Origin of the sequence: Pseudomonas sp. Z4-20 (assembly GCF_051131955.1) — a bacterium.
Classification (GTDB): Bacteria; Pseudomonadota; Gammaproteobacteria; order Pseudomonadales; family Pseudomonadaceae; genus Aquipseudomonas; species Aquipseudomonas marvdashtae.
The window spans coordinates 3,853,814-3,878,031 of the sequence record NZ_CP071641.1 but is presented as its reverse complement, the minus strand read 5'-3'; the positions used below and the strand labels follow the sequence as shown (position 1 = coordinate 3,878,031).

Below are 24,218 nucleotides of genomic sequence, written 5' to 3'. Positions count from 1 at the left end.
TGAGCAAGCTCTGCAAAATGCAGGCGTGATTGAACTTGGCATGAAAAGTGAGCATTCGATAACCATCGATTGCTGAACATTCGAGGTGTCGAGCATGAACGATGGACTTGGCCTCGCCGACCAAATCACCCTCGAGCTCCGCGCCGACATCATCGGCGGTCGCCTCATTCCAGGCATGGCGCTGATCGAAAACAACCTGGTCTGCGCCTACAACGCATCCCGCAACACCATCCGCGAGGCATTGCACCGTCTGGGTCAGGAAGGGCTCACCCGTTACGTGCGTAACAAAGGGGTGATGGTTCGCAGGTTGGATGTCGATGACGTAAAGGATTTGTTCAAGGTCCGTCGCACGTTGGAGCTACAGGCCATTCTTACGAGCAAGCCGCTGAGCGAGTACCAGTCCGACCGGATGCTCGAAGCCTTGGAGGCTGCGGATCTGGCTCGGGAGCGTGAGGACTGGCGTGCGGTCGGCACCCATGGCTTGGCGTTTCATCAGCATGTCGTTGGTTTGATGCGCAGTCCTTTGCTCGATGAGTTTTTCACCAACGTGGTCGCGCAGCTACGCTTGGTGTTTTGTTCCGCTCCCGATGAGGCGCGCTTCCAGGCGCCGTGGCTTGCCCGTGACCGGCAGATCCACGACTGGCTGGCCGAAGGCGACAAGCTTGCGGCCCATGAGGGCATGAGCCTTTATCTCGACGATTCCGAGCAGTTGCTTTTGCACTTGCTGACTTCCGCTAACGCCCACTGATCAAAGGACCCGCCGCCATGTACAAAGACTACCCAGCCGCCTACCAGGTCAGCAAAGGTTCCGCCCTTCAAGTGGACAAACCCTTCTACGACCGCATCCGCACCGCTCAAGACAAGCGCACGCTGATCGAGCAGTTCGAGGTTCCCATCCGCACCGGCCGGGCCTGGCATGTACCGGCTGGGCATGTCTTCCGCGTGACCACGCCGGTAGGCCCGCAGGTGGGCGACTTCAACGTCTGGAACGCTCACGATCCGCGGGAGCGGTTGTGGGCGGCGCGTACGCGGCAGCTTCAGGGCGCGCATGTCAGCACCCACGATCGGTTGTGGTCGAACCTGCCATTTCTGCGACCGTTGGTGACGATCACCGATGACAGTTTGGCCGGTTATGGGATCGATGAGCATGGCGGGCGTTTGCATGATTTGTTGGGGACGCGGTGTGATCCGTATGTGAACAAGATGCTGACTGGCGAGGATTTCCATCATCATTGTCACTCGAACCTGACCCGTGCGGTGTTGCCTCATGGTTTGACTGAGTTTGATGTGCACGACGTGCTGAATATCTTCCAGTGCACTGGGCTGAATCATGACGACATGTATTTCATGAAGGCTTGCCCGGCGCAGAAGGGCGATTACCTGGAGTTTTTTGCCGAGATTGATTTGCTCTGCGCGTTATCGACTTGCCCAGGCGGGGATTTGTCGTTGGCGATGTGGGGGCCGGATGCGCAGGATCCGCTTAGCGTTTGTCGTCCGCTGGGGGTGGAGATTTATCGGTTGGAGGATTCATTGCTGCAAGGCTGGAGTCAGCCGGAGCGGGCGGCTTACAAGGGGCAGCATGGGTTGCATATTGCCAAGGCGGATTGGGAGAAGTAACAGCAGGCGGCGGTCCTGATAACCAACGCACATTAGCAGACACACCGCGTCAGCAGTTTTGGGGCTGCTGCGCAGCCCAGCGGGAGCAAGCTCCCTCGCCACGGAAGCGGTGTGGTAACTGACGATCAGCGGTCCTTGGCCTCTTTCGCATCCATTTCGGCATTACGCTCAGCCACGCGTTTGCGCTGTTCGTCCGTCAGTTCCACCTTGTGGGCGGTGTCGCGCAGCATCATCAAACCACCTACGATCGAGCCGATGGCGACGATCAGGATTAACCAGGCATACCAGGGCATAGGGCTCTCCTTGAGAGTGCAACGGTCAGTCGAACATTCGCTGACCCTTGCACTTACCACTTATGAGCGAACGCTGTTCGCAGTGGTTCCATACTACGCCCGTTATGCCGGCTTCACCTTATAGCCCGGTCAACATCGCATCGGCCGGAGCGTCTGCGCGCAACTGGGCGGTCAGGACGAAATAGACGAAACCGACGGCCATGAAGCCGAGGAAGATCAAGCCGATCAGGGCGTTGAACCAAGCCATCGCTACCAGGCAGACCACGGCGAGGACCAAGGCGATGGCCGGCACGATGGGGTAGCCGGGGGCGCGGAAGGTGCGCTCGAGGTTGGGTTCGGTTTTGCGCAGTTTGAACAGGCTGAGCATGCTCATGATGTACATGACGATGGCGCCGAACACGGCCATGGTGATCATCGCCGCGGTCAGGGTCATGCCGCCGAGGTTGATCAGGCCGTCGCTGTAGATCGCGGCGATGCCGATCAGGCCGCCGGCGATGATGGCGCGGTGCGGGGTCTGGAAGCGTGACAGTTTGGCGAGGGAGGCAGGCAGGTAGCCGGCGCGGGCCAGGGCGAAGAACTGGCGCGAGTAGCCGAGGATGATGCCGTGGAAGCTCGCCACCAGGCCGAACAGGCCAATCCACACCAGCATGTGCAACCAGCCGGAGCTTTCGCCGACCACGGTTTTCATGGCTTGGGGCAGCGGGTCGTTGATGTTGGACAGGGTGCGCCAATCACCGACGCCGCCGGCAAAGAACATTACGCCCATGGCCAGGAATACCAAGGTCAGGATGCCGCTGATGTAGGCCTTGGGGATCGTGCGTTTCGGGTCCTTGGCTTCTTCAGCGGCCATGGCCGCGCCTTCGATGGCGAGGAAGAACCAGATCGCGAAGGGGATCGCCGCGAACATCCCGGCGATGGCCGGTGCGCCGAATACGTCGGAACCGGCCCAGCCGTTCAGGGCGAAGCTGCTGAAACTGAACGCCGGCGCGACGACGCCCATGAACACCAGCAATTCGGCCACCGCAAGCACGCAGACGACCAACTCGAAGGTCGCCGCCAGTTTCACCCCGAGGATGTTCAGGCCCATGAACACGATGTAGGCACCGACGGCGGCGTGTTTCGGGTCGAGCGCCGGGAATTGCACGTTCAGGTAGGCGCCGATCGCCAGTGCAATTGCTGGTGGGGCGAAGACGAATTCGATCAGGGTGGCCAGCCCGGCAATCAAGCCACCTTTTTCACCGAAGGCTCGACGGCTGTAGGCGAACGGCCCGCCGGCGTGGGGAATCGCGGTGGTCAGCTCGGTGAAGCTGAAGATGAAACAGGTGTACATGGCCGCGACCATGAACGACGTCACCAGGAAGCCCAGTGTCCCGGCCACGCCCCAGCCGTAGCTCCAGCCGAAGTATTCCCCGGAAATCACCAGCCCGACGGCGATGCCCCACAAATGCAGGGTGCCCAGGGTGGGTTTGAGTTGTGTGTTCATCAGTGGCTCCCCTCGATCAATAGCAAAAAGCGCTGGGGAGGGGCAGTGCAGCGGGCGTGCCAGGAAGGCCGTTGCGGTCGTTATGGATGAAATCAGGTCGTATCGGGGATGTTTCACCCCGAATTGTGGTGTTCGATGCCCCAGTTCAGCGCCACGGATTCATGGCTTGCCGTGATCTCGTGCAGACGTGTGGCACCGCTGACTTCTCCAGATGGACGCCCTACGAAAGAAGCTCAGTTTGTTCATCAAGGCATTCAAGCAGCGCCGATTTCCAATAAGGCTGGCTGATTCCCCAATCCCGTTCCAACCGGCTGCAGTCAAGCCTTGAATTGAGCGGACGTACCGCTGCTGCCTGATATTCGCTGGAGGAAATAGGCAGTAACGTTGCACAAGGCTTGCCCTGTTGATGCAACACATCGACGATAGCTTGGGCGAACCCAAACCAGGAAATCTCGCCTTGAGCCGTCAGATGATAGGTTCCCCACGTCTCCTCTCCACCTTGCCACCGCTCAATGATCGCCAGCGTACTGTTGGCGACGGAGCCCGCCCAAGTCGGCGCTCCTATCTGATCATCGACGACTCGTAGCTCTGATCTTTCCTGGAGAAGCCGCTGCATGGTCAAGAGGAAATTACGTCCATGGGTTGAATACACCCAGCTGGTGCGAAGAATCAGATGCTTGCCATTAACCGCAGAGACGGCTTGCTCACCTGCCAGTTTGCTCTTGCCATAGATCCCCTGTGGATTGGGTGTGTCGGCTTCGTTGTAGGGCTCGCTTTTATTTCCGTCGAATACATAGTCGGTGGAGTAGTGAATCAGCGGTATATCGAGCGCGAGCGCTTCTTCCGCAAGAATGCCAGGCGCCACGGCATTCAGGGCAAACGCTGCCTCTGGCTCGCTTTCCGCTTGGTCGACGCCTGTGTGGCCGGCAGCGTTGATGATGAGATCGGGACGAATGTTTCGTACCGTTTTGCGGATCAGGTCTGGCTTTGTCAGATCGAGTTGATCCCGCCCCATGACGATCAACTCACCAACATTGCGTAGTCGCTGCTGTAGCTCAAGGGATAGCTGGCCATGCCGGCCATTGAGGAGAACTCTCATGGTCGCAGACCGACGGGATTGATTTCCTCTCCGGCGATCTGGGCGAGATATTGACCGTACCCAATCTTGCCGAAATAACGTGCGCGCTCAAGCAGCTGTTCGCGGCTGATCCAGCCGTTGTGATAAGCAATTTCTTCCAGACAGGCCACCTTGAGGCCCTGGCGATGTTCGATTGTCTGCACGTATTGTGAAGCGTCGAGCAGGCTGTCGTGGGTCCCAGTGTCCAGCCAGGCAAAGCCTCGACCGAAGCGCTCGACCTGCAAGTCACCTCGCTCAAGGTAGGCATTATTGATATCAGTGATTTCCAGCTCGCCACGGGCCGAAGGCTTGACTGCCTTGGCAATTTCGATCACGTCGTTATCGTAGAAATACAAACCTGTAACTGCGTAATTGGATTTGGGCTTCGCAGGTTTTTCTTCGATTGATATGGCGCAATTGTTGCTGTCGAAGTCGATCACCCCGAAACGCTCCGGGTCCTTCACCCAATAACCAAATACAGTGGCGCCTGAAGGGCGTTCGGCTGCCCGTTGCAACTGTGCACCGAAATAAGCCCCATGGAAGATATTGTCGCCAAGAATCAGGCACACCGGATCCGTGCCGATAAACTCTTCGCCAATCAGAAAAGCTTGGGCCAGGCCATCCGGTGAGGGTTGGATTGCGTAGCTGAACTTAACGCCGAACTGGCTACCGTCGTGCAGCAGATTCCGGTATTGCGGTAGATCCTGCGGAGTGGAAATAATCAATATTTCCTTGATGCCAGCCAACATCAGTACCGATATTGGGTAATAGATCATCGGTTTGTCATAAACCGGCAGCAACTGTTTCGAAACACCAAGAGTAATGGGATGCAGACGCGTGCCGGAGCCACCCGCTAATACGATGCCTTTCATTATGCGAGGAGTTCCTTTTTATTGATGAAGCCAAGGCGTTCGCCTTGATAACTGCCGTCCTGAACGCGACGGCACCATTCCAGGTTGTCCAGATACCATTCGACCGTTTTGCGCAGCCCGGACTCGAACGTTTCTTGGGGTACCCAGCCCAGCTCCTGCTCGATTTTCCCGGCGTCGATGGCGTATCGCTGATCGTGACCCGGGCGGTCCTGCACAAAAGTTATCAGGTCGGCATAGTGGGCGACGCCTTCAGGCTTTTGCGGTGCGAGCTCTTCCAGCAACTGGCAGATCCCGCGAACCACATCGATATTCTTTTGCTCGTTGTGCCCGCCAATGTTGTATGTCTCGCCAATCTTGCCCGTGGTGACCACTTTGAGTAACGCTCGGGCGTGGTCTTCAACGAACAGCCAGTCACGAACCTGCATGCCGTTGCCGTATACCGGTAAGGGCTTGCCAGCCAACGCGTTAAGGATGACAAGCGGAATGAGCTTTTCGGGGAAGTGGAACGGACCATAGTTGTTTGAACAATTGGTCAACAGGACCGGCAGGCCGTATGTGCGATGCCAGGCGCGGACCAGGTGGTCGGAGGCTGCTTTGCTGGCCGAATAGGGCGAGCTTGGCGCGTAGGGGGTGGTCTCCGTGAATAAGTCATCGACGCCGTGCAGGTCGCCGTAGACCTCGTCGGTGGAAATGTGATGAAAGCGAAAGGCGCTTTTCTCCGGCTCGGCAAGGGTTTGCCAGTAGGCGCGGATGGCCTCCAGCAAACTGTAGGTGCCGACGATGTTGGTCTGGATGAAGTCCGATGGTCCGTCAATCGAGCGATCGACATGGGACTCCGCAGCGAGATGCATGACCGCATGGGGCTGGAAGCGCGCCAGCACCGCGCTGACAGTCGTCTGGTCGACGATATCGGCTTGAACGAATTCGTAGCGACTGTTACTGGCGACGCTGACAAGCGATTCGAGGTTGCCAGCGTAAGTCAGTTTGTCCAGGTTAAGGACTTCATGACCCGAGTGCTCAATCAGCTCGCGAATCAGGGCAGAGCCTATGAAACCGGCCCCGCCGGTGATGAGGATACGCATATGAGTCCAGCCTTTTCCCAATAAGTCGATGACGCATGAACCGTAGCTTGTCGGCATGAGTCGGGTAGTGCAATAGAAGTGTCGGCCCAATTCTGGATTTGTAGAGCCTAGCGCATGGGAAAATAACTGACGCCGTCGGACGGGCTCTCAAGCCGACTCCGATCAACCGTCTTCTTTACACATTCTTTATCCTCAACTCCCACTCTCGATCTCGTCCCTTTACACCCTTCCTGCCGACAATCACCACACGCGGCAAGACGCCGTACCACGGAGAAATCCCATGAGTGTTCTGGACGGGGTGTCGCTGCTGCTGGCAGTGGCGCTGTTCATTTATCTGCTGGTTGCGCTGTTGCGCGCGGACCGGAGTTAGGAGCGGCTATGCACGGTTATGACTTCGGGCTGATCCTTGGCTTTTTCGCGCTGGTGCTGATTCCGGCACCGTTTCTGGGGCTTTTTTACTATCGCGCGATGGAAGGTCAGCGCACCTGGCTTTCACCGATCCTTGGCCCGGTGGAGCGCGGCTGTTATCGCGTGTCGGGCGTCGATGCCAGCGCAGAGCAGAGTTGGCAGAAATACACCTTGGCCTTGCTCGCCTTCAACTTGGCGGGGTTCGTGTTGTTGTTTGCGATCCTGTTGCTGCAGGGACATTTGCCCCTTAATGCCGAACAGTTACCCGGCATGGAGTGGACCCAGGCCTTCAACACCGCCGTCAGTTTCATGACCAACACCAATTGGCAGTCCTACAGCGGCGAAGCGTCGCTCAGTTACTTGAGCCAGATGGTCGGCCTGACGGTGCAGAACTTCGTCAGCGCCGCCACCGGCCTGGCCGTGCTGGTGGCGCTGTGTCGCGGAATCGGGCGCAAGTCCGCCACGACCCTGGGCAACTTCTGGGTCGACATGACCCGCGCGACGCTCTATGGATTGCTGCCGCTGTGCCTGTTGCTGGCGCTGGTTTTGGTCTGGCAGGGCGTGCCGCAAACCTTCGCGCATTACGTGCACGGGGTGACGATGCAGGGCGTGGATCAAGTGATTCCCCTCGGCCCGGCGGCCAGTCAGATCGCGATCAAGCAACTGGGCACCAATGGCGGCGGTTTCTTCGGTGTCAATTCGGCGCATCCGTTCGAGAACCCGACGGCCTGGAGCAATCTGTTCGAAGTGGCTTCGATCATCCTGATCCCGGCGGCGCTGGTGTTCACCTTCGGGCATTACGTCAAGGACCTGCGCCAGAGCCGGGCGATCATCGCCTGCATGCTCGCGCTGTTCCTCATCGGCGGTGCGACTTCGCTCTGGGCCGAGTTGCAGCCTAATCCGACCCTCGACATCGCGGCCGTTGAACAAGCCGCGCCGCTGGAAGGTAAGGAAGCGCGTTTCGGCACCACCGCCACGGTGCTCTGGTCGGTGACGACCACGGCGGCGTCCAACGGCTCGGTCAACGCCATGCACGACAGCCTCAACCCGTTGAGCGGCATGGTGGCGTTGATGAACATGATGGTCGGCGAAGTGATCTTCGGCGGCGTCGGCGCCGGGCTCTACGGGATGCTGCTGAATGTGCTGATCGCGGTGTTCCTCGCTGGGTTGATGATCGGTCGCACCCCGGAATACCTGGGCAAGAAGCTCGGTGCCCGAGAGGTGCAGTTGCTGGTGGCGACGTTGTTGGTGATGCCGGTGAGTGTGCTGGTGTTGGGCGCGATCGCTGCGAGCCTGCCGGGGCCGGCTGCCGCAGTGAGCAATCCCGGTGCCCACGGTTTCAGCCAATTGATCTACGCCTACACCTCGGCGGGGGCGAACAACGGTTCGGCATTCGCTGGTTTCGGCGCCAACACGCCGTTTCACAACCTGATGCTGGGCCTGGGCATGTTGATCGGCCGGTTCGGCTACATCCTGCCGGTGCTGGCGCTGGCCGGCAGCCTGGCGCTGAAGAAAACCGCACCCATCGGCCAGGACAGCTTTCCCACCCACGGCCCGCTGTTCGTGACCCTGCTGACCGTGACCATCCTGTTGGTGGGCGGCCTGACCTTTCTGCCGACCCTGGCCCTGGGCCCGATTGCCGAACACCTGAGCTTGGGTTTCTGAGGAATTGATGATGAACATGCCGATGAGCAAGACCGTCGTCGCCAAGGCGCCGGAGCAACCGAAAACCAATCTGTCGGCGCTGTGGCGTCCGGCGTTGGTGCAAGCCTTCGTCAAGCTCGACCCGCGCCAATTGCACCGCGCGCCGGTGATGCTGGTGGTGGAACTGACCGCCATTCTCACCACCGTGCTCTGCTTTATTCCCGACAACGCCGTGCCAACCTTCGTCGCCGCGCAAATCGCCCTGTGGCTGTGGTTCACCGTGCTGTTTGCCAACTTCGCCGAAGCCTTGGCCGAAGGGCGCGGCAAGGCCCGTGCCGACAGCCTCAAGGCCGGCAGCGAAGGCTTGAGCGCCCGCCGTCAGGTTGCGCAGGGGTTTGAAGTGATACCCGCCACCCGCCTGCGCAAAGGTGATGTGGTGCGCGTCGCGGCGGGGGAGATGATTCCCGGTGACGGTGAAGTGATCGAAGGCATCGCGGCGGTCAATGAGGCGGCGATCACCGGGGAGTCGGCGCCGGTCATTCGTGAGTCCGGCGGTGACCGCTCGGCCGTCACCGGCAATACGCGGCTGGTCTCGGACTGGCTCTTGGTGCGCATCACCAGTAACCCCGGCGAGTCCACCCTGGATCGCATGATCGCCCTGGTCGAAGGCGCCAAGCGCCAGAAAACACCCAACGAAGTGGCGCTGGATATCCTGCTGATCGGCTTGACGCTGATCTTCTTGCTGGTAGTGGTGACGCTGCAACCGTTCGCGCATTTCGCCAACGGCAGCCTGCCGCTGGTGTTTCTCGTGGCGCTGTTGGTGACGTTGATTCCGACCACCATTGGCGGCCTGCTCTCGGCCATCGGTATCGCCGGGATGGATCGGCTGGTACGCCTGAACGTCATCGCCAAGTCCGGCCGCGCGGTCGAGGCGGCGGGGGATGTACACGTGCTGATGCTGGACAAGACCGGCACCATTACGTTCGGCAACCGTCGGTGCTCGGCGGTTTATGCAGCGCCAGGGGTGAGCGCGAAGGAGTTGGCCGAAGGCGCGCTGTTCGCCTCGTTGGCCGATGACACGGCCGAGGGCAAATCCATCGTCGAGTTCTTGCGCGGCTTGCATCCGCAGCCCGAGCCTGCCGCCCAGATGCTCACCGCCGTGCCGTTCAGCGCCGAGACTCGGTTGTCCGGTGTCGATTACCAGGGCCGTGTCTATCGCAAGGGTGCGGTGGATTCACTGTTGAGTTTCATCGGCCTGCCTCGCGCTGAATTGCCGGCGGCGCTGGCGCGGGAAATCGACAAGATCGCCCAGAGCGGCGGCACTCCCTTGCTGGTTTGTGTCGACGGCAAACTGCTCGGTGCCATCCATCTCAAGGACGTGGTCAAGCCCGGCATACGCGAACGCTTTGCCGAGTTGCGCAAGCTGGGGATCCGCACCGTCATGGTCACCGGCGACAACCCGCTGACCGCCGCCGCCATCGCCGCCGAGGCGGGTGTCGACGACGTGCTGGCCGAGGCCACGCCGGAGAAAAAACTGGCGCGCATTCGCCATGAGCAAAACGATGGACGGCTGGTCGCCATGTGCGGCGACGGCGCCAACGACGCTCCGGCCCTGGCCCAGGCCGATGTCGGCATGGCAATGAACGACGGCACCCAGGCGGCGCGCGAAGCGGCCAACATGGTCGATCTCGACAGCGATCCGACCAAACTGCTGGACGTGGTGCAGATTGGCAAGCAATTACTGGTGACGCGCGGGGCGCTGACAACGTTTTCCATTGCCAACGACATCGCCAAGTATTTCGCGATCCTGCCGGCGCTGTTCGCCTCGATTTATCCACAGCTCGGCGTGCTCAATGTCATGCACCTGGCCAGCCCGCAGAGCGCAATCCTCTCGGCCATCGTCTTCAACGCCTTGATCATCGTCGTGCTGATCCCCCTGGCCCTGCGCGGCGTGCGGGTGCAGGCGGCAAGCGCGGCGGCGTTGCTGCGACGCAATCTGTTGATCTATGGCCTGGGCGGAATCGCCGTACCGTTCGTGGGGATCAAGGCAATTGACCTGCTGCTGACGGGGTTGGGGCTGGTTTGAGCGAAGGATCGCTGGCCCTTGTGGCGAGGGAGCTTGCTCCCGCTGGGCTGCAAAGCAGCCCCAAAAGAAGCTGAATGCAATGCACCTGACACACCGAGGCCGCAAGTTTGGGTCTGCTACGCAGCCCAGCGGGAGCAAGCTCCCTCGCCACGGTGTGTACACCCTGAGGATCTGGAAAAATGTTCACTTTCGTTCGTCCGGCCCTGAGCCTGTTACTGCTCATGACCCTTATCACCGGCGTCGCCTACCCCCTGCTGGTCACCGGCGTGGCGCAACTCGCCTTCCCGGACCAGGCCAACGGCAGCCTGGTCCATGACGCTGACGGCAAGGTTCGCGGCTCTCGGTTGATCGCCCAGGATTTTGTCGGCGATCGCTGGTTTCATCCGCGTCCCTCGGCGGGCGCCTTCGCCACGGTGGCCAGCGGCGCGAGCAACTTTTCGCCGAGCAATCCGGCGTTGGCCGCGCGGGTGAGCGCTGACGCCCAAGCGCTGCAAGTGCCCGGCCAGGGACCGGTGCCGCTGGCGCTGCTCACCACCTCCGGCAGCGGGCTGGATCCGCACTTGCCTCCAGCCGCGATTGCCTATCAACTGGCGCGTGTCGCGGCGGCCAGGAACCTGCCGGTCTCGACGTTGCAGCAGTTGTTCGATAGCCACATCGAGCGACCCCTGGTCGGGCCGCCCGTGGTGAATGTGCTGGCGCTGAACCTGGCGCTGGAAAAGCTCTGACCCGATGTCAGGGTGTTTTGATCAAATCTGGAAGAGACCCGCAGCATGAGCGACTCCGGCCGTGCCGATGCACTGTTAGCCAACCTGCCGCGCCACGACCGTGGTCGCCTCAAGGTCTTCCTCGGCGCCGCCCCGGGCGTCGGCAAGACCTACGCCATGCTGCAAGCGGCCCACGCCCGGTTGCGTCAGGGCACGGAGGTCCTTGCCGGCGTCGTCGAGACCCACGGGCGTGCCGAGACCGAAGCCCTGTTGAATGGCCTGGCACAGCAGCCGCTGCTGCGTTCGGAATATCGCGGGGTGATGCTCGAGGAAATGGACCTCGACGGCCTGCTCGCGGCCCACCCGAGCCTGGTCCTGGTGGATGAACTGGCCCACAGCAACGCACCGGGCAGTCGCCATGCCAAGCGTTGGCAGGATATCCAGGAGTTGCTCGCCGCCGGCATCGATGTCTACACCACCGTCAACGTCCAGCACTTGGAAAGCCTCAACGATCAGGTGCGCGGCATCACCGGCGTGCAGGTGCGCGAAACGCTGCCGGACTGGGTCTTGCAGGAGGCCGATGAGTTGTTGCTGATCGACCTGCCGCCGCGCGAGCTGCTCGAGCGTCTGCGCGATGGCAAGGTCTACGTGCCGGAGCAGGCCCGCGCCGCGATCGATGCGTTTTTCACGCAGACCAATCTCACCGCGTTGCGCGAACTGGCCATGCAGACCGCCGCCGCGCAGGTGGACAACGACTTGGCCCAGGGCTATCGACAATTGGGCCAGTCGGCTCCGGCGGTGCGGGGCCGGTTGTTGGTGGGCGTGGACGGCGACCTCCAGGCCGAACGGCTGGTGCGCCACGCCAGCCGCGTCGCCCAGCGTCGGCATTTGCCCTGGAGCGTGGTGCATGTGGACAACGGCGACGCCCAAGACGAATCATCCCGCCAGCGTCTGCAAAGCGCGCAGCAACTGGCCGAACGCCTCGGCGGCGAGGTGGTGTCGCTGCGCGCCGGGGAGGTCGCCAAGACCTTGATCCAACACGCTGCACAACGTCGTGCGACGTTAGTGCTGGTCGGCCAGTCCCGGCGGCGTTTGCGCAGGCGCCTGTTTGGCGGCGGCCTGGCCTCGCGGTTGTTGCGCGATGCCCGTGGCTTGGAAATCAACGTGCTGGACAGCGAAGAAACGCCGGCGCCCGCTCGCCTGCGCCCGAGCACCGCCCAGAGTGGATTCGACTACGCGCTGGCGCTGGTGGCGACGGCGACTGCCAGCGCGCTGGCCTGGGGAATCTCCGGGTGGCTGGCGCTGCCCAACATCTCTTTGGTGTTTCTGATGGCGGTGCTGTTGGTGGCGGTACGCAGCAGCCTCGGCCCGGCATTGGCTTGCGCGGCACTGTCGTTCCTGGCTTATGACTTTTTGTTCATCCCGCCGAATTTTTCCCTGACGATCCAACGCGAAGAAGACGTGCTGACGCTGGTGTTCTTCCTGCTGATGGCCGCCCTGACCGGTAATCTCGCGGCTCGTCAGCGTCGTCAATTGCAGGCCCTGCGCGACACCCAGCAGGAAACCGGTGAGCTGCTCGACCTGTCGCGCAAACTGACCGCCGCCACTGATCGCCAAGCCGTGATCAGCGCCGCCGTGCTGCACCTCAACAGCGAGGACGATGTGCAACTGTGCCTGCTCAACCGCGACGGCCAGCACGGTTGGAACGTCGAGACCGCCGAGCCGTTGACGTTCACCGAGGCCGAGCGCGCCGCCGCCGACTGGTCCTGGCAACACGATCAACCGGCCGGCGCCGGCACCGCCACGTTGCCGTCCGGGCGTTGGTGGTGGTGGCCGTTGTCGACCGAGGGCGGTCCGCTGGGCCTGTTGGGCATTTGCCCCAAGGACGGCAAGCCGTTGAGTGGTCAACGCCGACGTTTGCTGGCGGCCCTCAGCCAGCCGCTCGCCCAGGCCCTGGCGCGGGCGCAATTGGCACAGGACCTGGAAGCGGCGCGCCTGCATGGCGAAACCGAACAACTGCGCAGTGCCTTGCTGGCCTCCGTCTCCCATGACCTGCGCACACCGCTGACGTCCATGCGCGGCAGCATCGACAGCCTATTGGCGCTGGGCGAAGCGATCCCGCTGGAGGATCGGCGTGAACTGCTCGAAGGCACCCGCGACGAGGCCGAGCGCCTGGATCGTTATATCCAGAACCTGCTCGACATGACCCGCCTCGGCCATGGCGCGCTGAAACTTGCCCGCGATTGGGTGTCCCCGGCCGACATCGTCGCCAGTGCCTTGCACCGGCTTCGGGCGGTGTTGGCGCCGCTGGCGGTGGGCGTTGAAGTGCCGTCCGACTTGCCGTTGCTGCATGTCCATGCGGCGCTGATCGAACAGGCCCTGGTCAATGTGCTGGAAAATGCCGCGCGATTTTCCCCCGCTCACGGACGGCTACTGCTCACCGCTGGGGCGAAGGAGGATGAGGTTTTTTTTGCCGTGGCCGACGAAGGTCCAGGCATTCCCGAGCCAGAGCGCGAGAAAATCTTCGACATGTTCTACACCGCTGCGCGCGGTGATCGAGGCGGGCAGGGCACAGGGCTGGGCTTGGCGATTTGCCAGGGCATGGTCGGAGCCCATGGCGGGCGGATCAGCGTGGCTGACGGCCTCGACGGCCGCGGCACCTGCATCACTTTGCACCTGCCCTTGCAGGCACAACCGGGGATGGACGATGAAGCCTGAACGGCGCTGCGTTATGCTCTCGCCACTTGACTGTGATGAACGGACCCCATGAGCCAGAGCGCGACCCTTTTGGTCATCGATGACGAACCGCAGATCCGCAAATTCCTGCGCATCAGCCTGGCCTCACAAGGCTACAAGGTGCTCGAAGCCGACACCGGCGCCGGGGGCCTGGCCCAGGCGGCGCTGAACAAACCCGACCTGTTGGTGCTCGACCTGGGCCTGCCGGACATGGACGGCCAGCAAGTGCTGCGTGAGTTTCGTCAATGGTCGACGGCCCCCGTCCTGGTGCTCTCGGTGCGCGCCAGCGAGGCGCAGAAAGTCGAGGCGCTGGACAACGGCGCGAATGACTACGTGACCAAGCCGTTCGGCATCCAGGAATTCCTGGCCCGCGTGCGCGCGCTGCTGCGCCAGGCACCGGCAGGCGAGGCTCAGGAAGCGGCGCTGACGTTCGGCGCGCTGACCGTTGACCTGGCCTATCGCCGGGTGTTGCTGGACGGCACCGAAGTGGCCCTGACCCGCAAGGAGTACGCGGTGCTGGCGCAACTGGCCCGGCATCCGGGACGGGTCATTACCCAGCAGCAACTGCTCAAGGACATCTGGGGACCGACCCACGTCGAAGACAGCCATTACCTGCGCATCGTTGTCGGTCACCTGCGCCAGAAACTGGCCGACGATCCGACCCGGCCGCGGTTCATCGTGACCGAGCCGGGGGTGGGGTATCGGTTGTTGGAAGAGGCGGGTGCTTAACCCAAGCTCTCAGGTCAGCCACAGCAAGCCTGCTCAGCTCTGGTTCTGCTCACGCTCATACCGATCCAAGGTATCGCTGGCGATCTCCCGCCCCAACGCGATCAGCTCCGGCGCCTTGTAGAACTCGAAGAACCGACACACCCGTTTTGGCACGTTGATCAGCACATCCGGCGGATAACCGGCAATCTTGTATTGCGCCAGCGAAGTCTGCATCACCTCGAAGCTCTGGTTGATCAAGTCCAGCAACGAGGCCGGCCCGACGTTATCGATGATGAATGAGCCGGTGGCGGATCTTGGCGCACCTTCGGTCTGCGGCGCGGCGGCCGGTTGCTGGCCTTCGGGCTCGGCGGATTCGATCCACGGGTTGATGTCGGCGGCCTCGGCCTTGAGGGCTTCCTGCTCCAACAACAACAATTGCTCGGCTTGTTTGCGGCGAAACGGCAGCCGTGAACCCAGGGAATTGACCAGGGTGTCGAAGCGCCGCCGGAACGCGGCGGGGCGCTGGATCACGGGCAGCTTGTATTGTTTCTGGTTGGTGGCATTGAGGTTGACCGCAATGATCAGGTCGCAATGGCTCGACACCACCGGCACGATCGGCAGCGGATTGAGCAGGCCGCCATCCACCAGCATGCGATTGCCTTGCATGACGGGGGTGAACAGGCTGGGAATCGCCGCCGAGGCACGCATCGCCTGGTGCAGGCAGCCTTCCTGGAACCAGATCTCCTGCTGGTTGGTGAGGTCGGTTGCGACCGCCGTGTAGGGAATGCGCAGGTCTTCGATATTGAGTTCGCCGACAATCTTGCGGATCTGCCCGAAGACTTTTTCACCGCGAATTGCCCCGAGGCGGAAACTGACGTCCACCAGCCGGAGCACGTCCAGGTAATCGAGGCTCTCGATCCAGTCACGGTAATCCTTGAGCTTGCCCGCGGCGTAGATCCCGCCCACGACGGCGCCCATGGAGCAACCCGCGATGCAGGCAATGTCGTAGCCGCGTCGCTCGATTTCCTCGATCACTCCGATATGGGCATAGCCCCGGGCGCCGCCCGAGCCCAATACCAATGCGACACGTTTTGTCATGAGCTGGCCTCTTGTCGAACAGACACCAACAATGCACGCATCGAGGGCCAGGCTCAATCGTTGTGGCGTAGACGTCGTTTTTTGACACGCCGCGACGGCATATGCGTATGCTCCGTCCACACTTGAATATAGCGGTCGAACCGAGGCACTTTTTGCCGGCGAAACCGTCTTACCTGCACGACTGTTTGACCTGACTTGAGGTGTTATCGATGAAAGCCCGGATCTGCCTGCCCTTGGTGGCATCCCTGATGGTTCTGGCCTTGGCCGGTTGTGCCGGCAAGACCGCTTACCGCGACAGTTGCGGCAGCCAGCTCGACAGCGCCTGGCGGGAATTGGACCTGGCCAAGGCCGAAGGTTTTGCCGGTACTGTCAGCTATTCCAAGGCCCTGTCGTTGCTGACCGGCGCCAAGACCCAGCAGCAATTCGAAGCATTCGAAGGCTGTGCCAATAAAGCCGAGAAGGCGCGCTTCTACATCCGCGAATCCCGTGCGGGAAGGTGATAAAGGCAGCTGCAAGCTTTAAGCTTCAAGCTGCAAGAGGACGACCCAGGCCGCTTCTCACTTGCAGCTTGAAGCTTGCAACTCGAAGCTGCGCACGGAGTAAGCATCCATGATTGATCGGCTGGTGGCCCGGATAGTGGGCCTGGAAGTTCGCTTGTTGGCCTGTCAGGCCCGCTTGAATGCCCAAACCGACAGCGAAGCATTGCACGACCTGCGGACCACGGTCCGGCGGTTGCGCAGCCTGCTTCGCCCGTTGCGCGGTTTGCCCGGTGTTGAACAGCTGGAAAAAGCCGCGTCGGCGGTCGGTACCCTGACCACGCCGTTGCGCGATCGCGAAGTACTGGCCGCCTACCTTGAGCAGCACGGCAAGGTCGAGGCGGCGCAGCGGCGCCAGGTGCAAATGGCCGAAGCCTATCCCGCCGTAGCCAGCAGCCATGAATTGGCGCGCTTGCTGATGATTCTCGACGCGTTCCCGCGCTTCATCCGCGCCGCCCAGCGCCAGGGCTTGCTCGCGGGGTTGCGCAAACGCATCGAAAAACGCCTGGATAAACAATGGAAAAAACTCGGCGAGGCCTTGCGCGACCCCGCCCATGACCGCCACCGACTGCGCCTGCTGATCAAGCGCGTGCGCTACGCCATCGAAGCCTATCCCGAACTCGACCGCTTGCCGAAAGCGGCCATGCCCCGACTCAAATCCGCCCAAGGCGCGCTGGGCGACTGGCACGATTGCTGGCAATGGCTGGCGCGGGCCGAGCAGGAGCACGACCTGCGATCCCTCATACCAGGCTGGCGGATCACCATGGAAAAGGCTGAGGCCAAGTCCGATCGGGTGCTCGATAAACTCATCGCCAGTTGCTTCGATAACTCCTGAACCCTGGCAAAAACAACCCTGCGCTCGCAAGGACTGAGGGTGGATTGGGGGGTTACGGCTTTTCTGTCAGTCTCTTTGGCCGGAATGAGCGCTGTACTGCCCGCTCGGGATAGTTAAGATCCTTCATCGTTTTCCCTGTCTTCGAGGTTGCCATGCGCTTTTCCGATTTGATCGATGCGGTGCGTCATCAGCCAGAGGCCGTGACGATCCCGCCTCAATGGGGCCAGGGGCGTGCCAGTTTTGGCGGCCTGGTGGCGGCGTTGCAATACGAGGCGATGCGTGCGCGGGTTCCGGCGGATCGCCCGGTTCGCTCGCTGGCGATTACCTTTGTCGGCCCGGTCGCGCCCGACGTGCCGGTGAGTTTCCAAGTCGACGTATTGCGTGAAGGCAAGGCCGTCAGCCAAGTGTTGGGGCGCGCCGTGCAGGGTGGGCAGGTGGTGACGATCGTCCAGGGCAGTTTCGGCGCGTCACGATCCTCGGTCGTGGCGGTGCAGGCTGATCCTGCGCCGGCATTCAAGGCTGTCGAGCAGTGCCAGGAGTTGCCCTATGTCAAAGGCGCCACGCCAGAGTTCATGCGGCACCTGGCGATGCGCTGGAGTGTCGGCGGATTGCCCTTCACCGGCAATAAATCCCGGAGCATGGGCGGCTGGGTGCGCCTGCGCGGCGATGTGAAAGAGGAGCCGCTGGACGAAGGCCACATTCTGGCGCTGGTCGACGCCTGGCCGCCGGCGTTGTTGCCGCACCTCACGCAAATGGCGCCGGGCAGCACGCTCACCTGGACCATCGAGTTCGTCCAGCCGCTACTGGAACTCACCACGCTGGATTGGTGCCAGTACCTGGCCGAGATCGAACACGCCCAGGACGGTTATGGCCATGTCGCGGCGAAATTCTGGAGTGCCGACGGTCGTCTGATTGCCATGAGCCGGCAGACAGTCACGATTTTCGGCTGAGGCGGTTCGGCGATTCAGTGACGGTGGCGTTCCCGCCAGGCGCGCCACCAACCACCGCTGAGGAAAAATCGAGGAAAGGTCAGGAATTGTTCCACCAGCAGGCGCGACATTGCGTCTTTGCGGTCGCTGAACGGCTCGGATGCTTGCTTTTCCAGGCTATGGCCGTGGCGCTGCAACCCCAGTGCAGCGAGCAGCCCGATCACGCCGATGGCGACATCGCCCAGGCTCAGGCTGAAGACGCCCGATACGATCAATAGAAAGGCGATGATGAACAGCGGCACCGCGATCAAGTGCAGGACCAGGTTGGTCGGGTGGCGATGATTGTCGGGGTAGGCGCGCCATTGCCAGGCCGGAAGGTTGGGGTGACGTTTGCCCATGATGCTGTTCCTTGAGTCTGTGAAGTCCGAATAACCCAAGAATAGGCCCGGCCGGGCAGGGCGGCGAATCGCGGTTGACTATCGCAACGATAGGCGGCTATAGCGTATTTATGTCGCCACAGGAGCAATGGCTAAAGCTTGAGTTGCCCAATCGCCTTGTTCAACGCCCCCGCCAGCGTCGCCAGTTCATGGCTGGTGGCGGCTGACTCCACGGTCTGGCGCACGGTGTTTTCGGTCACGTCGCGAATACTCACCACCACTCGGTTCATTTCTTCGGCGACATGGCTTTGCTGCTCGGCTGCGACGGCAATCTGCGTGTTGCTCTCGCGCATCTGCGCCACCGCCTCGGTGATCTGCGTCAACGCGTCGCCGGCTTCACATGCCTGTTGCACGCAATCGTCGGCCTTGAGCGAACTCTCTTGCATGAAATCCACCGCGTCGCGGGTTCCTGCCTGCAACGCCGACACCATCGTGGTGATTTCATCGGTCGAGGCTTGGACCCGCTTGGCCAGGTTGCGGACCTCATCGGCCACCACGGCAAAGCCCCGGCCCATTTCCCCGGCCCGCGCCGCTTCGATGGCGGCATTGAGGGCCAGCAGGTTGGTTTGCTCGGCGATGCTGTGGATCACGTTGACCACACTGTTGATCTTCTGGCTGTCTTCGGCCAGCCGTTGGATCATCTCGGCGGTCTGCTGCACGCCGGCGGACAATCCGGTGATTGACTGCTGTACGCGGCTGACGACTTCGCGCCCGTTGCCGGCCAGCGTGTCGGTGGTTTTCGACAGGTCGCGGGTGGCGCCGGCGTGCTGGGCGATGTGATAAACCGTGGCGGACATCTCGTTGATCGCAGTGGCGGCCTGGTCGGTCTCGCTCTGCTGGCCAAGCATGCCTTGGCGCACTTCGTTCATGCTCGACGCCAGGCGCGCCGCGCCGCTGTCCAGTTGCCGAGCGGTGCTGGCAACGGTGTCGACCACGCGCTGATACCCGCCCTGCATGGCGTTGAACGCGGCGGCCATCTGGCCCACTTCGTCCCGGCAGGCCAAAGGCACGCGGGCGGACAGGTCGCCGGTCCTTTCCACATGCAGCATCACGTCTTTCAAGGTGTTGAGCTGACTGAGCAGAAAGCGGATGAGTAATTGCGACGCACCGAGCATCGCCAGCATCAGCACAAACACCGCCACTGCATATTGACTGAAGCGTTCGCCGAACACTTGGCCCAGGCTCACGCCTCGGACTTGCTGTTCAAGGTGCATGGCATAGAGCACTAACAGCAACGTGGTGACAAAGGCGACCGCATTGACCGCCCAGAATTTATACTTCAGCGAGATATTGCTAAGCCAGGCACCCATGGAAGGTTTTCTCTGATAGCGGAAACAGCATTGGCAAGGTGCCAGTATTGTGCAGCTATCCAGGTGCCGGGGTTTTGATGTGGGTCAACGGACAAGGGATTCGGTTTATTCGCTAAGGACGGGCAAGCCGAAAAACGCCCGGGCGCATGCTGTGCTGTGGGCCGCCAGGTCTTCCTGGGTTTCGCCCCGGTGCAGGGCCACTTCACGCAAGACTTCCGTCAGGTAGGCTGGCTCGTTGCGACCGTGCTTGGGTTTGGGCCGTAGCGTGCGCGGCAACAGGTAGGGCGCGTCGCTTTCGAGCATGAGCCTGCCTCGGCGTACTTCCCGCACCAATGGGTGCAGATGCGTGCCTCGGCGTTCGTCACAGATCCAGCCGGTGATACCGATATGCAAATCCAGATCGAGATAGCTGAACAGCGCTTTTTTTTCACCGGTAAAGCAATGCACCACGGCGGCAGGCAACTGGTCACGAAAATCCCGGAGTATCTCCAGCAAGCGTTGATCGGCGTCGCGCTCGTGGAGAAATACTGGCAGTTGCAACTCCACCGCGAGGGCAAGGTGTTCTTCCAGGACTTTTTCCTGCTGCGGGCGCGGGGAGAAATCGCGATTGAAATCCAACCCGCATTCACCCACCGCGCGGACACGATTTTGCTTGAGCAGGTCTTTCAAATGCCTGGCGCTGTCGGCCGTCCAATCGCTTGCGCTGTGGGGATGAATGCCGGCCGTGGAAAATAGTCGATTGCCGTCCTCGTCAAGCTGCTGGCAGAGTTCAAGGGCCTGTTCGCTGCCCTCGATGCTGGTGCCGGTCAATACCAGTTGGCAGATCCCGGCTTCATAGGCGCGCTCGAGCACCGCCTGGTGTTTGTCGGCGAAACTGGGGTTGGTCAGGTTGACGCCGATATCGATGAGTTGCATGGTGCTACCTCGGCCCAAAGGCCGCCCAGCATATCAGAGCTGTAGATTTATAAGAAAAGCCAAGAACTACAATGAGTTGCGGCTGTCTGTTGAGGCCACGAGACGGGTCGGGGTGGTGTCGTTGCCATCGTTGTGCCAGTCTTTCGCACTTTTCAGCGCCCAAGGTGCTCTGTTTTGTCCGGTCCAGCCTCGGTTTTCCACAGGATGGCTCGGCAATACCCATTCGGAGAGTGGATGACACGTCCCCAGGTGTTGCTTTTGCTGTGTGGTTCGTTGCTGTTGCCGATGCCGGCCGAGGCGCGGCTGCCCGGCCCGGTGCAGGTGGTGGCGCCGGGCACGGTGCGCGACCTGGCGCAAATCCGCAGCAGCCGGGTCTTGAAAGTATTGGTCAACCAGAGCCGCAACAGTTCCGGTGAAGTCCAGGGCCAACCCATCGGCGTCGAATATCATCGATTGCGGGCTTTCGAACAATACCTCAACGGGCATGCCCGGGATGGCCAGGAAATCACCCTCAAGATCATTCCCAAGGCCAAGGATCAGCTGCTTGGCGCCTTGCAGCGTGGGGAAGGGGACCTGGTGGCGCCAGGCGAGTTGCTTGAGCCGCAACCTGGCCATGCGGTGAGCCCCAGCGATCCGATCCGCACCGATGTGCCCTTGCTGCTGGTGGGCATCAAGGGCGAGAAGCGCTACACGCGCGTGGAACAGCTGTCCGGCAAGACACTGGCCCTGCCCAACGGCAGCGCGGCGGGCGACGCCGTCAGCCAGATCAACCAGAAGCTGGCGCTGCTCAAGCTGCAGCCCGTCAAGATCGAGTGGGTCGATCCAACCCTGGCGGTCGAGGATGTGTTGGAGATGGTCCAAGGCGGAATCTTTCACCTGACTATCGTCGAGCAGCCCATCGCCGAACGCTGGGGCAAGATTCTTCCCAAGCTGCGTTTCGACCGGCAACTGCTGATTGGCGAGCCAAGCGACGAGTATTGGTTCGTACACCGCGACGCCGCGATGCTGCGGGCGAGTATCGATCGATTCCTTGCCGGCTATAAGGCCCCGTCCAACCCGGATGCCGCGTTCCTGCGTATCTACCGCCGCTTGTATCAAGTTCACTATCCGCTGGCCCGGGCCAATCGCCAGCGCCTGGAGAAACTCCGCCCGGTGCTGCAAAAGCATGCCCAGGCCCAGGGCATGGACTGGCTCAACCTGGCGGCGCTGGCGTTCAAGGAATCGGCCCTGCAACCCAATGCGCGCAGCGGCAGCGGCCCGACGGGCCTGATGCAGATCACGCCGTCCGCGGCGCAGCGGGTCGGGGTCAATGATATCCATAACCTCGACGCCAATGTGCAGGCCGGCGCCAAGTACCTGGCGATGATCCGCCGCAAGTTTTTCGCCAGCCCCAAGCTCAACGAGCGCGAACGCATGGCGTTTGTCCTGGCTGCCTACAACATGGGGCCCGAGCGGGTCCAGGGTATGCGCGCCGAGGCCCGGCGACGGGGCTTGAACCCCAACCAGTGGTTTTTCCAGGTCGAACGCATCGCCATGGAGCAGGTGGGAATGGGCGCGGTCAGCTACGTTAATAGCGTGAACAAGTACTATCTGGCGTTTGATCGCGAGCGGGAATCGCTGGAGCCCCAGGGCCAAGCGATAGTCGTGCGCAAATAATCAAATAAACCGATTGTTATGGCGGAATATTTGCGCTTTTTCCATTGGTTTATTTGATTAATATGGCGTCCAACCACACCTTACCAAGGAATGCACCATGAGCACGTTCGTCAACAAAGTTCTCTTTTCCCGCGCTGGCTACGGCCTGACGGTCCTGCGCATCGTTGTCGGGATCATCTTTGCCGCCCACGGCTCGCAGAAACTGTTCGGCCTGTTTGGTGGTTATGGCTTGGCGGGTACGGCACAGTGGATGGAAAGCATCGGCCTGACGCCGGGGTATCTGATGGCGACACTGGCGGGCGGCACCGAATTCTTTGCCGGACTTGCACTGATCATCGGCCTGCTGACGCGTCCTGCGGCGCTGGGTCTGGCGATTCTGTCGCTGGTGGCGATTTTCTCCGTGCACATCGGCAATGGTTTGTTCATGGCCAACAACGGTTATGAGTTTGCCTTGGCTTTGCTGGCCGGCAGCATCGCGGTGCTGATCGAGGGTGCGGGCAAGCTGTCCGTCGATAACGCCATCGCCCACTGATTACCTGCTTGAATCATCGAAGGCCCGTCTTGTACGGGCCTTTTTGATGGAGGCCAATTCTTGACACTGGCCAGTCAGCTTCTCTAGGATGCTGCTCATGCGCCGATTTAAACAGCTACTTGCGGGGCGCCAGGCGACTCATTTCAGTTGCCGTCAGAAGCCGGTAATCCAGGCTTCGAAATACCGCTAAAGCGCTGGTTCGGTGTTGCCTCTCACCTGCCATGCAGACTTTTGAGGCAGAGACACGACACAATGAACGCACCCAGCCCCCTCGTACGTCTTGCGCCAATCACGGCGAACCTTGTCCAACGCAATCCGAAAATTCTCCTGGGCGGTAGCCATCAGCCGACGCTGTTGCGTTATCTGGACGGCTGGCCGCGGCGCAGTCATGGACCCGCGGCCTTCCTGATCCAGTTTGTCGAAGACGGTGAATCGCTGGCGCGTTTTGCCAATGACAGTTTCGACCTGGCGGTTATCCAGTCGCCAGGGAAGGCGGATGCCCCCGAAATGATCCGGCAACTGACCCGCGTAGCCAGGCAAGGGCTGATTACCCGTCGCTAGCGTCGTTAGCCTTGGCTGCCGCCCTGAACTGGTTGGCGTGCATGCAATTGAGCACGATGTCGCTTCGCGTCGTTTCTTGCATGAACGAATTGATGTCAAATTCAAAAGCGGGTTGTATTGTGCCGCATTGTTTCATTGTTGGGTGAGCGTGCAGTGCTCATAAGTACTCTATGCAAGTTATATATATAAGCTGCTCTCCGGCAGGGGTATGAACCTTGACTTCTGCATCTAGCGCTTTTCCAATCAATGCCCGCGCCAGCGGTGAATCGATACTGATCAGGCCCAGTTTCAGATCCAACTCATCGGGCCCGACGATGCGATAGCGCGATTCTTTGCCTTCCACATCTTCCACGGTCACCCAGGCACCAAAATAGACTTTGTTTGGGTCGCTGGGCCTTTCACTGACAATCTTGAGCGCTTCGAGGCGCTTGGTGAGAAAGCGCACGCGGCTGTCGATTTCCCGAAGCATTTTCTTGCCATAGGTGTATTCGGCATTTTCCGAACGATCGCCTTGGGCCGCCGCTTCACTGACCGACTGGGTCACCTGGGGGCGGCGTACATGCCATAGCTCATGCAGTTCAGCGCGCATCCGCGCTTCCCCTTCGGGAGTAATCAGCGCGGTGCCGGCGGTGCGGGGAGGGCGGTAGCGGCTCATGGCA

At 61.2% G+C, this 24,218-nt stretch carries 24 protein-coding genes; 14 read left to right on the top strand and 10 right to left on the bottom strand.

From position 1 onward, the window contains the following. Window positions 1-94: 94 nt before the first annotated feature. Window positions 95-748: a GntR family transcriptional regulator gene (locus J3P82_RS17535; RefSeq protein WP_434557957.1), complete on the top strand. Its 654-nt coding sequence runs from the start codon at window positions 95-97 to the stop codon at window positions 746-748. 17 nt (window positions 749-765) lie between these two features. Next, on the top strand, window positions 766-1,617 hold the full coding sequence (locus J3P82_RS17530) for an urea carboxylase-associated family protein (RefSeq protein ID WP_434557956.1): 852 nt from the start codon (window positions 766-768) through the stop codon (window positions 1,615-1,617). Between the two features lie 125 nt (window positions 1,618-1,742). Here the strand turns inward: J3P82_RS17530 and J3P82_RS17525 are convergent, their stop codons facing one another. From J3P82_RS17525 to rfbB, 5 genes are all read right to left on the bottom strand, one after another. Then, entirely contained in the window at window positions 1,743-1,910 is a 168-nt protein-coding gene (locus J3P82_RS17525) for a DUF2897 family protein (RefSeq protein WP_014337248.1), read from the bottom strand. A 118-nt stretch (window positions 1,911-2,028) separates the two neighbouring features. Further along, on the bottom strand, window positions 2,029-3,393 hold the full coding sequence (gene eat, locus J3P82_RS17520) for an ethanolamine permease (protein ID WP_434557955.1): 1,365 nt from the start codon (window positions 3,391-3,393) through the stop codon (window positions 2,029-2,031). Window positions 3,394-3,613: 220 nt separating this feature from the next. Further along, on the bottom strand, window positions 3,614-4,492 hold the full coding sequence (gene rfbD / locus J3P82_RS17515) for a dTDP-4-dehydrorhamnose reductase (RefSeq protein ID WP_434557954.1): 879 nt from the start codon (window positions 4,490-4,492) through the stop codon (window positions 3,614-3,616). Then, on the bottom strand, window positions 4,489-5,385 hold the full coding sequence (rfbA, locus tag J3P82_RS17510) for a glucose-1-phosphate thymidylyltransferase RfbA (protein WP_434563873.1): 897 nt from the start codon (window positions 5,383-5,385) through the stop codon (window positions 4,489-4,491). The genes rfbD and rfbA overlap by 4 nt, the downstream gene beginning before the upstream one ends. Next, window positions 5,382-6,464: a dTDP-glucose 4,6-dehydratase gene (gene rfbB / locus J3P82_RS17505; protein WP_434563871.1), complete on the bottom strand. Its 1,083-nt coding sequence runs from the start codon at window positions 6,462-6,464 to the stop codon at window positions 5,382-5,384. The genes rfbA and rfbB overlap by 4 nt, the downstream gene beginning before the upstream one ends. A 280-nt stretch (window positions 6,465-6,744) precedes the next feature. On the opposite strand from rfbB, the gene kdpF reads away from it, so the two are divergent. The 6 genes from kdpF to J3P82_RS17475 all read left to right on the top strand — a co-directional run bounded on the left by kdpF (window position 6,745) and on the right by J3P82_RS17475 (window position 14,771). Beyond that, complete coding sequence (gene kdpF, locus J3P82_RS17500) at window positions 6,745-6,834, top strand: K(+)-transporting ATPase subunit F (protein ID WP_053155116.1); 90 nt, start codon at window positions 6,745-6,747, stop codon at window positions 6,832-6,834. Window positions 6,835-6,842: 8 nt separating this feature from the next. Next, on the top strand, window positions 6,843-8,537 hold the full coding sequence (gene kdpA / locus J3P82_RS17495) for a potassium-transporting ATPase subunit KdpA (RefSeq protein ID WP_434557953.1): 1,695 nt from the start codon (window positions 6,843-6,845) through the stop codon (window positions 8,535-8,537). 10 nt (window positions 8,538-8,547) lie between these two features. Further along, complete coding sequence (kdpB, locus tag J3P82_RS17490; protein WP_434557952.1) at window positions 8,548-10,602, top strand: potassium-transporting ATPase subunit KdpB; 2,055 nt, start codon at window positions 8,548-8,550, stop codon at window positions 10,600-10,602. Between the two features lie 179 nt (window positions 10,603-10,781). Continuing rightward, window positions 10,782-11,327, top strand: a complete 546-nt coding sequence (gene kdpC / locus J3P82_RS17485; protein ID WP_434557951.1) for a potassium-transporting ATPase subunit KdpC — start codon at window positions 10,782-10,784, stop codon at window positions 11,325-11,327. A 45-nt stretch (window positions 11,328-11,372) separates the two neighbouring features. Then, window positions 11,373-14,024 (top strand): DUF4118 domain-containing protein, encoded by a 2,652-nt coding sequence (locus J3P82_RS17480; RefSeq protein ID WP_434557950.1) that lies wholly within the window; start codon window positions 11,373-11,375, stop codon window positions 14,022-14,024. 48 nt (window positions 14,025-14,072) lie between these two features. After that, window positions 14,073-14,771 (top strand): response regulator, encoded by a 699-nt coding sequence (locus tag J3P82_RS17475; protein WP_434557949.1) that lies wholly within the window; start codon window positions 14,073-14,075, stop codon window positions 14,769-14,771. A 33-nt stretch (window positions 14,772-14,804) separates the two neighbouring features. On the opposite strand, the gene J3P82_RS17470 is transcribed toward J3P82_RS17475, so the two are convergent. Next, window positions 14,805-15,848 (bottom strand): patatin-like phospholipase family protein, encoded by a 1,044-nt coding sequence (locus J3P82_RS17470; RefSeq protein WP_434557948.1) that lies wholly within the window; start codon window positions 15,846-15,848, stop codon window positions 14,805-14,807. A gap of 209 nt (window positions 15,849-16,057) precedes the next feature. On the opposite strand from J3P82_RS17470, the gene J3P82_RS17465 reads away from it, so the two are divergent. From J3P82_RS17465 to J3P82_RS17455, 3 genes are all read left to right on the top strand, one after another. After that, on the top strand, window positions 16,058-16,348 hold the full coding sequence (locus J3P82_RS17465; RefSeq protein WP_186636932.1) for a hypothetical protein: 291 nt from the start codon (window positions 16,058-16,060) through the stop codon (window positions 16,346-16,348). A 109-nt stretch (window positions 16,349-16,457) separates the two neighbouring features. Beyond that, window positions 16,458-17,219: a CHAD domain-containing protein gene (locus tag J3P82_RS17460; RefSeq protein WP_434557947.1), complete on the top strand. Its 762-nt coding sequence runs from the start codon at window positions 16,458-16,460 to the stop codon at window positions 17,217-17,219. 152 nt (window positions 17,220-17,371) lie between these two features. After that, the gene (locus J3P82_RS17455; RefSeq protein WP_434557946.1) at window positions 17,372-18,169 is read left to right on the top strand and encodes an acyl-CoA thioesterase; all 798 of its coding nucleotides are present in this window, start codon (window positions 17,372-17,374) and stop codon (window positions 18,167-18,169) included. 14 nt (window positions 18,170-18,183) lie between these two features. Here the strand turns inward: J3P82_RS17455 and J3P82_RS17450 are convergent, their stop codons facing one another. The 3 genes from J3P82_RS17450 to J3P82_RS17440 all read right to left on the bottom strand — a co-directional run bounded on the left by J3P82_RS17450 (window position 18,184) and on the right by J3P82_RS17440 (window position 20,810). Further along, entirely contained in the window at window positions 18,184-18,546 is a 363-nt protein-coding gene (locus tag J3P82_RS17450; RefSeq protein WP_186610522.1) for an Mpo1-like protein, read from the bottom strand. A gap of 131 nt (window positions 18,547-18,677) precedes the next feature. Beyond that, complete coding sequence (locus J3P82_RS17445) at window positions 18,678-19,895, bottom strand: methyl-accepting chemotaxis protein (protein WP_434557945.1); 1,218 nt, start codon at window positions 19,893-19,895, stop codon at window positions 18,678-18,680. A gap of 105 nt (window positions 19,896-20,000) precedes the next feature. Further along, window positions 20,001-20,810, bottom strand: coding sequence for a TatD family hydrolase (locus J3P82_RS17440; RefSeq protein WP_434557944.1), 810 nt, complete (start codon window positions 20,808-20,810; stop codon window positions 20,001-20,003). A 234-nt stretch (window positions 20,811-21,044) separates the two neighbouring features. Here J3P82_RS17440 and J3P82_RS17435 point away from each other — a divergent pair, with 234 nt between their 5' ends. From J3P82_RS17435 to J3P82_RS17425, 3 genes are all read left to right on the top strand, one after another. Then, window positions 21,045-22,466, top strand: coding sequence for a transglycosylase SLT domain-containing protein (locus tag J3P82_RS17435; RefSeq protein WP_434557943.1), 1,422 nt, complete (start codon window positions 21,045-21,047; stop codon window positions 22,464-22,466). A 97-nt stretch (window positions 22,467-22,563) separates the two neighbouring features. Further along, complete coding sequence (locus J3P82_RS17430; protein WP_186610526.1) at window positions 22,564-22,998, top strand: DoxX family protein; 435 nt, start codon at window positions 22,564-22,566, stop codon at window positions 22,996-22,998. A gap of 252 nt (window positions 22,999-23,250) precedes the next feature. Then, a complete protein-coding gene (locus J3P82_RS17425; RefSeq protein ID WP_434557942.1) occupies window positions 23,251-23,559 on the top strand; it encodes a class I SAM-dependent methyltransferase in 309 nt (102 codons plus the stop codon). Window positions 23,560-23,716: 157 nt separating this feature from the next. Here the strand turns inward: J3P82_RS17425 and greB are convergent, their stop codons facing one another. Then, window positions 23,717-24,214, bottom strand: a complete 498-nt coding sequence (gene greB, locus J3P82_RS17420; RefSeq protein ID WP_434557941.1) for a transcription elongation factor GreB — start codon at window positions 24,212-24,214, stop codon at window positions 23,717-23,719. Window positions 24,215-24,218: the final 4 nt, after the last annotated feature.

Excerpts from the sequence above, each read along its gene's own strand:
- J3P82_RS17475 (WP_434557949.1), top strand. The coding sequence starts at position 14,073 with ATGAGCCAGAGCGCGACCCTTTTGGTCATCGATGACGAACCGCAGATC.
- kdpC (WP_434557951.1), top strand. The coding sequence starts at position 10,782 with ATGTTCACTTTCGTTCGTCCGGCCCTGAGCCTGTTACTGCTCATGACC.
- kdpF (WP_053155116.1), top strand. The coding sequence starts at position 6,745 with ATGAGTGTTCTGGACGGGGTGTCGCTGCTGCTGGCAGTGGCGCTGTTC.
- J3P82_RS17535 (WP_434557957.1), top strand. The coding sequence starts at position 95 with ATGAACGATGGACTTGGCCTCGCCGACCAAATCACCCTCGAGCTCCGC.
- J3P82_RS17440 (WP_434557944.1), bottom strand. The coding sequence starts at position 20,810 with ATGCAACTCATCGATATCGGCGTCAACCTGACCAACCCCAGTTTCGCC.
- greB (WP_434557941.1), bottom strand. The coding sequence starts at position 24,214 with ATGAGCCGCTACCGCCCTCCCCGCACCGCCGGCACCGCGCTGATTACT.
- J3P82_RS17470 (WP_434557948.1), bottom strand. The coding sequence starts at position 15,848 with ATGACAAAACGTGTCGCATTGGTATTGGGCTCGGGCGGCGCCCGGGGC.
- J3P82_RS17480 (WP_434557950.1), top strand. The coding sequence starts at position 11,373 with ATGAGCGACTCCGGCCGTGCCGATGCACTGTTAGCCAACCTGCCGCGC.
- J3P82_RS17435 (WP_434557943.1), top strand. The coding sequence starts at position 21,045 with ATGACACGTCCCCAGGTGTTGCTTTTGCTGTGTGGTTCGTTGCTGTTG.
- J3P82_RS17530 (WP_434557956.1), top strand. The coding sequence starts at position 766 with ATGTACAAAGACTACCCAGCCGCCTACCAGGTCAGCAAAGGTTCCGCC.
- rfbD (WP_434557954.1), bottom strand. The coding sequence starts at position 4,492 with ATGAGAGTTCTCCTCAATGGCCGGCATGGCCAGCTATCCCTTGAGCTA.
- J3P82_RS17425 (WP_434557942.1), top strand. The coding sequence starts at position 23,251 with ATGAACGCACCCAGCCCCCTCGTACGTCTTGCGCCAATCACGGCGAAC.
- kdpA (WP_434557953.1), top strand. The coding sequence starts at position 6,843 with ATGCACGGTTATGACTTCGGGCTGATCCTTGGCTTTTTCGCGCTGGTG.
- kdpB (WP_434557952.1), top strand. The coding sequence starts at position 8,548 with ATGAACATGCCGATGAGCAAGACCGTCGTCGCCAAGGCGCCGGAGCAA.
- J3P82_RS17465 (WP_186636932.1), top strand. The coding sequence starts at position 16,058 with ATGAAAGCCCGGATCTGCCTGCCCTTGGTGGCATCCCTGATGGTTCTG.
- J3P82_RS17460 (WP_434557947.1), top strand. The coding sequence starts at position 16,458 with ATGATTGATCGGCTGGTGGCCCGGATAGTGGGCCTGGAAGTTCGCTTG.
- rfbB (WP_434563871.1), bottom strand. The coding sequence starts at position 6,464 with ATGCGTATCCTCATCACCGGCGGGGCCGGTTTCATAGGCTCTGCCCTG.
- J3P82_RS17450 (WP_186610522.1), bottom strand. The coding sequence starts at position 18,546 with ATGGGCAAACGTCACCCCAACCTTCCGGCCTGGCAATGGCGCGCCTAC.
- J3P82_RS17525 (WP_014337248.1), bottom strand. The coding sequence starts at position 1,910 with ATGCCCTGGTATGCCTGGTTAATCCTGATCGTCGCCATCGGCTCGATC.
- eat (WP_434557955.1), bottom strand. The coding sequence starts at position 3,393 with ATGAACACACAACTCAAACCCACCCTGGGCACCCTGCATTTGTGGGGC.
- J3P82_RS17445 (WP_434557945.1), bottom strand. The coding sequence starts at position 19,895 with ATGGGTGCCTGGCTTAGCAATATCTCGCTGAAGTATAAATTCTGGGCG.
- J3P82_RS17430 (WP_186610526.1), top strand. The coding sequence starts at position 22,564 with ATGAGCACGTTCGTCAACAAAGTTCTCTTTTCCCGCGCTGGCTACGGC.
- J3P82_RS17455 (WP_434557946.1), top strand. The coding sequence starts at position 17,372 with ATGCGCTTTTCCGATTTGATCGATGCGGTGCGTCATCAGCCAGAGGCC.